This is a genomic window from Actinomadura sp. KC216 (assembly GCF_004348535.1).
Lineage (GTDB): Bacteria > Actinomycetota > Actinomycetes > Streptosporangiales > Streptosporangiaceae > Spirillospora.
Map to the genome: position 1 here is coordinate 1 of NZ_SMJX01000365.1, position 7826 is coordinate 7826.

3 protein-coding genes are annotated in these 7826 nt (G+C 72.5%); all 3 read left to right on the forward strand.

Annotation, left to right across the window (positions count from 1 at the left end; all coding sequences use genetic code 11):
* On the forward strand, window positions 1-1214 hold a 1214-nt coding region (locus E1264_RS44085; protein WP_207936744.1), incomplete at its 5' end, for a hypothetical protein.
* Window positions 1195-6450, forward strand: coding sequence for a hypothetical protein (locus tag E1264_RS37025; RefSeq protein WP_132181274.1), 5256 nt, complete (start codon window positions 1195-1197; stop codon window positions 6448-6450). The genes E1264_RS44085 and E1264_RS37025, both read left to right, overlap by 20 nt.
* A partial coding sequence (locus tag E1264_RS37030) for a hypothetical protein (RefSeq protein ID WP_132181276.1) occupies window positions 6443-7826 on the forward strand: 1384 nt, incomplete at its 3' end. The genes E1264_RS37025 and E1264_RS37030, both read left to right, overlap by 8 nt.

Below are 7826 nucleotides of genomic sequence, written 5' to 3' on the forward strand. Positions count from 1 at the left end.
CGTTCAAGCACGCGCTGCGGGAGCTCTACGCCGGATGGGACGACGCCGCCGCGGGCGGCCACGTCGACGACCCGCCCAAACTGGGCGTGGTCGACGCGACCGCCGACGTGATGACCGGCCTGCGCTCGGACAAGACCGTCCTGGACAACCTCCTCGCCTCGATGAGGCTGCCGGACCGGCTGAGGCCCCCCACCGGCGAGCTGTCCGAGCTGACCGAGGTGATGGCCTACCCGGTGTTCGACATGCCGATGTACCAGGACCTGCTGAAGATGTCGGTCGACACGTTCGTGCCGAACCTCGGGCTGATCCCCGCGAACTCGATCACCCTGCTGGAGAACAACCGCCGGTTCATCGAGTCCTATCTGGTCGGGCTCAACCACGAGATGGCGCGGGAGATGCTCTGGCGGGAGTTCCCGTCCGACTCGCGCGGGACCCCGTTCCGGCAGTTCTGGGATCCGCGGACGGCGCTGCCCAGGCCTGGCGAGACGGCCGCCGAGCGGCGCGAGCGGCTGTACGACATCCCGCCGATCCACAGGTGGAGCACCACCACCGGGCTGGGCGGGAACAGCCGCCGGAAGAACGACCTCGTGCTGGTGATCCGCGGCGAGCTGCTGAAGAAGTACCCGAACGCGGCGATCTACGCGCACAAGGCGGCGTGGCTCGTCCTGAAGGACCCGCCCGGGGTCCCCGACACCAGCGGCGAGCGCGAGCTGGCGAAGCTCCCGGCGAACCTGCCCCCGCCCCCCGAGCTGGTCAAGCTGCCGATCTACGAGGCCAAGGTGGAGCCCGACGTCTACCTGCTCGGCTTCGATCTCGACGCGGACGAGGCACGTGGCAAGGGCGGCGACCTCGGCTGGTTCTTCGTGATCAAGGAGCGTCCGGGCGACCCGCGCTTCGGCGTCGACGAGGACCCGCCGGGCGAGCTGCCCCCGGTCGAGGTGTGGAACGACCTGTCCTGGGGCCGCGTCGACCCGCAGGACCGGCACGGGTTCATCCAGTTCGACGCCGACATCAAGGTCAAGCTCGCCGACGAGTTCAACGGCGACGAGGACGACCAGGAGAAAGCAGAACAGCGCCTGGACGATGTGAAGATCCTCGCGGGCTGGCAGTCCGACATCAGCTCCGCGGACGTCGCCTACATCCTCTTCCAAGCACCGGTTCTGGTGGCCGTACACGCACAGGAGATGCTGCCGGATGCCCGACCTCAGTCTTGACTTCCCGGTGCTGCTCGGCCCCGTCCGGGTGGAGACGCGCTTCACGCAGAACGAGCTGCTCGTCCGGGTCTTCCCCGACGAGTGGGCCATCGACAAGTTCGAGCCCCGGCCCACCCGGGCCGAGATCGCCGCGCTGGACGCCTACTGGACGGGCCTCTGGGCGTCCGGCGGGTCGGCGGCGGGGGAGCGGTCCGCCTGGCAGGAGCTGGCCGGACGCGTCCCCGCCGGGCGCGCGGGGTGGCTGCTGCAGGGGCACCGCCCCGCCAACCCGGCCGATCGTCCGACCGGGGTGCCGGCGGGGACGACCGTCCTGGTGATCGTCAGCGCCGCGCCGCTCCCGGCGAACGACCGGCAGCCCGCCGTCACGTACTGGACGGCCGTCTGGCGCGCGCACGGCGACCGCGCCAAGCTGCGGGACGCCGACATCGCGCTGCTCGCGTCCGTCGGGAAGCCCCGGGCCGACGCGATCCGGGCCCGCCGCCCGCACGGCGTGGACGCCGCGCCGGTCAGCAGCGGAGACAACGTCGTGGTGGCGTTCCTCGTGCTGCCACCGCCGCCCGCGGACCAGATCGCGCCGCAGTCCTGGACCGTGGCCGCGAAGGCCACGCTGCTGCCCGACCGGTTCGTGGTCTTCGGGTACGTGAACGGCGCGCAGGTGTTCGCGAAGCCCGGCGGCCCGGTGCGGCCGGCGCTCGCGGTGAGCCCGGATCCGGGCGAGACGAGGGAGAACCAGCTCAGGATCAACGAGACCACGGGCGTGCTGACCGTCCCGCCCGCGCTGCGCTGGCTGACCGACTTCACCGAGGCGGTCAACGCCGGGATGGGAATCCGGATCCCCCTCGAAGCCGCGTTCCGGAACCGGGTCGACCGGCTCATCGTGCTGGGGCTGCGGGAGCAGGCCACGCCGGAGCAGTCCGCGACGGCGCTCGGCGGCCTGTTCACGCGCCAGCTCCGCAGCCCGTCCGGGTTCGGCCTGCTGCCCCAGGGCACGCCGACGAACAACACCGAGCAGGCCCCGGCCGGCCAGGACGCCGCGGCCGAGGCCGAGGCGGGGCTGGCCACGGCCGCCGGGTTCGCCGCCGCGGCCGCGGACTGGACGACCAAGACCGACGGCGAGTGGTTCGCCGAGCTGCTCGGCCTCGACCCGGCGGTGCTGGCCGGGATGCCGAACGCCGAGGGCACCGACCGGCGCGACGCGCGGGCCGCGCACACCGCGCTCTGGCCCGCGACCTGGGGCCACTACCTGCAAGCGCTCCTGAACGGCGTGCTCAACGACGAGCAGATCGCGCAGACCAGAAGATTCTTCCTTGAGCACGTGTCCGGGCGTGGCCCGCTCTCCGCGGTGAAGATCGGCCGCCAGCCGTACGGCATCCTGCCGACGACCGTGTTCTCCCGGCTGGCCTGGCCGGACACCGCGAAGCACCGCAGGGCGCTGAACGTCGTCCTCAAGGAGGCGGCGAAGGACTGGCAGGCCGCGCTGGAACACGTCAAGCACCTGAACGGCCCGGCCGATACCGGGGCGGACGGACCGCACCAGAAACTGCTGGACATCCTGGCGCTGCACCCGACCTCGGCGGAGTTCCACCAGCGCTACGCGCAGAGCGTCGAGGACATCTTCAACCGGGAGAACCTGCGCGCGCTCGGCCCCGAGGTGAAGGGCGCGCTCGACCAGCTGGCCATGCCGCAGCCGATCCGCGCGCTGCTCGCCCGGTTCGGCCGTCCGACGAGCGACCCGGCGGCCGACCCCGACCTGCTGCGCCGGCTGTTCACCGACGTCCACCATCCGCTGCTGGCGCCGCTGGTCGACGACCGGCCGCTGTCGGAGACCGAGCCGATCCGCGCCTACACCGCCGACCGCCGCAACTACCTGCGCTGGCTCGCCGACCACGCCCGCGACGACCTGGACAGGGTGCGCAAGGAGGAGGGCTTCCTCGACAACCTGCCGCCGTCGGCAATGCTGTACCTGCTGGCCCGGCACGCGGTACTGCTCGGCTGGGCGGAGGCCGCGCGGCGGCTCGCGCTCGCCACCCCGGGGTCCGCGGTGCCCGACCCGCGGGACGCGCCGTTCGTCCACATCAAGATCCCCAAGCCGGGCCAGACGATCCCGAGCGAGAGCCGGTACCGCACGCTGTACTCGACGAACCCGCCGATGACCGGCAGCCAGACCACGCTGGTGCACGAACACCTCCGCACAGTCCTCGGCACCCACCCGGCCACCGCGGAACTGGACGAGCAGGCCAAGGCGCTCGGCCTGCTGGCCGGGCTGCCCACGGCGCGGCTGGAGCGGGTGCTCGCCGAGCACATCGACTGCGCCACCTACCGGCTCGACGCGTGGCGGCTCGGCCTGGCGAACGAGCGGCTGGCCGAACTGCGCTACGGCCCGGACGGTACCGCCGCGCCGAAGCGGGGCGTCCATCTGGGCGCGTACGGCTGGCTGGAGAACATCATCCGGCGGGAGAGCGACGAGGGCGAGCACGTCACGCCGCCCGCCGACCTCGCGACCGTGTTCGGCACGGCCCCGATCCCGATCGACACCGCCAACGGCGGCTACGTCCACGCGCCGTCGCCCGCCCACGCCCGGACGGCCGCCGTGCTACGGGCCGGATACCTGGCCAACAGGACGCCGGACACGAGCGCGTTCGCCGTGAACCTGAGCTCCGAGCGCGTCCGGCTGGCCCTCACCATCCTGGACGGCATGCGCCAGGGCCAGTCGCTCGGCGCCCTCCTCGGCTACCGCTTCGAACGCGGCCTGCACGACCGCAGGGTCGGCCTCGACCGGTACATCGCCGACCTGCGGCTGAAGTTCCCGCTCCGCGCCAACAAGATCGACGAGACCGCCCCCACGCCGGACGATCCCGCGCCGCCCGAGCGCATCGAAGAAGTCGAGGCCCGCATCGTGATCGACGGGCTGGCGCTGCTCCGGCACGTGAACGCGCTGCCCGAGGCGGACCAGCACTACCCGTTCGGCTTCACGGACCTGCCACCCGCCGACGAGGGCGTGGTCGCGGACATCGGCAAGGAGATCGACGCGCTGCGCAACGTGCACGACGCGCTCGCGGATCTCGCCGTGGCCGAGGGCACCCACCAGGCGTTGCAAGGCCATCCGGAACGCGCTTCGGCGACCATGGACGCCTACGCCAAGGAAGGCGTCGCGCCCGAGCCGTCCATCGTGGAGACCCCGCGCAGCGGCACCACCCTGACGCACCGCTTCGGGCTCCAGCTCATGGCGGACCGTCCCCCCGGCCTCGGCACGCCCCGTGCCAGGGCCGAACCGGCGGTGAACGCCTGGCTGCCGGCGGTGCTGCCGAGCGCCACGGCCGTCGCCGCGCTGGTCACCTGGAAGGACCCGGACAGCGGAGCCAGGAGGCACCGCCTGGTCACCCAGCACGAGATCGGCCTGGAGGCGATCGACCTGCTCTGGGCCCTGCGCCCGGCGGACGCGGCGGCGATGACCGACCTGGACGACCGGATCCTCGGCGTCGTCATCGAGCAGTCGAGGCCGCGCCCGGACGTCGAGCTGACGATCGAGTACACCACCCGCATCTCCGACCAGGACGGCATCGGATTCGCCGGCAAGATCGGCTTCTTCGAGCTGTCACCGCTGGTCGCGGCGCTGCGCACGCTGCTGACGACCGCGCGGCCGCTGCGCCCGAGCGACCTGGCACCGGCCGCCGGGAGCGCCCCGCTCGCCCGCGCCGCGGACGACGCCGTCACGCTGCCGCGGGAACGTCCGGCCAAGGTCCTGGAGTCCCTGACCGACCTGCGGGACGACGTCGCCGAATTCATCACCGACCTCGGGGAGCTGTACCCCGCAGGCGCGCCCCCGGCGCGCGCCGCGGTGATCAGCGGGATCGACACGTTCCTCGGCCGGTACGCGAAGCTGACCGTGGCGGCCGGCGGATTCGGCCTGGTGCACAGCGGCTGGGGCGAGGTGGCGCTGTGGCGGCGCGGCGTGTTCACCGCCGTCCTGGCCGCCGTCGCCGAGGTGGCCGCGCGGATGACCCGCGCGCTCGGGGCCGCCGACGCGCTGCTCGCCCAGTACGACGCACTGCCGCCGTCCGCCCCCCTCGAGGAGCGGTTCCGGATCCTGCAGCAGGCCGAGGGCCTGCTCACCACCAGGCCGGGCCCGCGCCCACCGGACGTGGACGACCTCCGCGACCGCGTGGACGACCTCCGCGACGACTTCGACGAGCGCCTGAAGACGCTGAACCGGATCGCCAAGACCACCAGGACGACCCTGAGCGGCCTGCTCGCCGAGGTCGCGGCCCTCCTGCCGCTGACCGACGTGGATCCCGCCGGACTAGACCTCACGCCCTACGAAGACCAAGTAGTCGCTTTCGGCAGCGAACTCCTCACCCGCGCAGGAAAGCTGAAAGACGAGCTCTCCGCACGCGGCGAAGCCGCGAACACGGCCCTGGGGATTTACGACAAGGCAATCCCAGGCCCAGACCGGGTGCGGGCCGCCGCCGACGCGCTCAAGGCCATGCTCGGCGAGGACGTCCTGGCCGTGCCCCAGTTCACCCCGCCGAGCGGGCTCCTCCAGCAGTGGAGCAAGGCCCGCAACGACAGCGACAGGCTCGTCGCGCACCTCACGCCCGCCCGGGACTTCCCCGTCGACGACTGGCTGCACGGCATGGCCCGCGTCAGAGAGAAGCCGCGGCTGTGGGAGAAGACCGTGACCCTCGCCGGCGGGCTCCTCGGACCCGGCGGGCTGCTCGGCATCCTCGGCTGGAAGGAGCCGGCGCTGTCGCCCGTCCAGCTGCCGTACGTCGCGGGCGACCACTGGCTCGCCATGGAGTTCGCGAAGGACCCGAACCTGCCCGACCAGCTCGGCGAGGACCGGCTGCTGTTCACCGCGCACTACACGTCCCCGCTGATCGGCGACCAGTGCGGGCTGGTGTTCGACGAATGGACCGAGGTGATCCCGGCCGAGCGCGAGACCACCGGCATCGCGATGCACTACGACGGCCCGGACGCCGAACCCCCGCAGGCGATGCTCCTCGTCGTCCCGCCGGTCCGCGACCCCGCCGGACGCTGGACGCCCGGCGACCTGATCGACGCGATCGTCGAGACCTTCGACCTGGCGAAGACCCGCGCCGTCGAGCCTGAGCATCTCGGTGGCACGGCGTACGCGCACCTGCTCCCGGCCACGGTGATGTCCGCGACCCGGCGGCAGATCACCATCGGCACCGACCTGGCGATCGCCAACCTGCGCTGGAGGGCCGCCCATGAGTGAGCCGAACCCCGTCCCGCCGACGTTCGCCGAGGAACTGGCTCAGCGCCGCCACCCGACCGTGGGCGTGTGGAACCGGCTGGAGGGCCGCCCCCGCACCGCCGACTTCGAGCGGGCGCTGCGCGTCGAGGTGCGCGACCCGCTGTGGATGCTGACCCGGCAGTGGCAGCTGGGCGAGTTCCGCGGCACGGACGCGGGATCGCCCGTCACCGCCACCTACGCGGTCAGCCCCTCGCGCCCCACCCGGTTCCGCCCGCACGGCGGCCCGCCCGAGGACCTGCCCACCGACCGGCCGCTGGAGACCATGGCCGAACGCCGCCTGCTGCCGTTCGCGTTCGGCGACGAGGAGATCGGCTTCGACCTGCGCGTGCTGATCGGCCACCGGTGGCTGAAGCTGCTCGGCAAGCACAACCTGCTCGGCCTGGACCTCTTCCGCTTCGAGCGGCAGTACATCGCCAAGTACCCCATCGAGCTGCCGGACGCCGAGCACCCCGCGAAGGAGGACACCGCCCGGCTCGCGCACCCCGAGGTCTGGGCGACGATGCAGACGATCGCCGGCCGCCGGTTGGACGGCTACCTGCTCTACCGGCACATCAAGGGCGGCGGGAACGCCGCCGACGGCATCAACGGCCTGCTGCACCGCACCACCCTCAACAACCTCGGCAAGCGCCTGGTCGCCTGGTTCGACGCGCTGATCGACCAGCCGACCGGCGTCACCGCCGAACGCCCCGCCGGCGACGCCACCTGGGACCCGCGCCGCCTCGAACACCGCTTCTCCGTCGCCGCCTCGGTACCCGGCGGCGGTGAGAAGGTCGTCACCGCCCAGGAATACCCCGGCGGCGAACTGGACTGGCACGCCTTCTCCGTCGACCCCGGACCGCGCCTAGGCGGGACGAAGCCCCCGGAGAAGACCCTCAGCCGCACGGTCTTCCCGGCCCCGGTCCGCTTCTCGGGAATGCCGCTGCCGCGCTGGTGGGCGGTCGAGGACGGCCGCACCAACTTCGCCGCCGTCCGCCCGGACAGCACCGACCTGGCGCGCCTGATCTTCCTGGAATTCGCGCTCGTGTTCAGCAACGACTGGTACCAGCTGCCCTGCGACCTGCCCGTGGGCACGATGAACAAGATCCGCGGCCTGGTGGTCACCGACGTCTTCGGGGAGAAACTCTGGCTCACCCCCGCCGGCGCAGGCGACGACGAGGACCAGCGGCGCTGGTCGATGTTCACCCTGGACACCATCGGCGCCGACCACGTCCCCGCGGACACCGACCTCCTGCTGCCGCCGAGCGTCCCGAAGGTCGCCGAGGGGCCCGCGCTGGAGGAGGTCCTGCTGATCCGCGACGAGAACGCCAACCTGGTCTGGGGCATCGAGCAGACCGTGC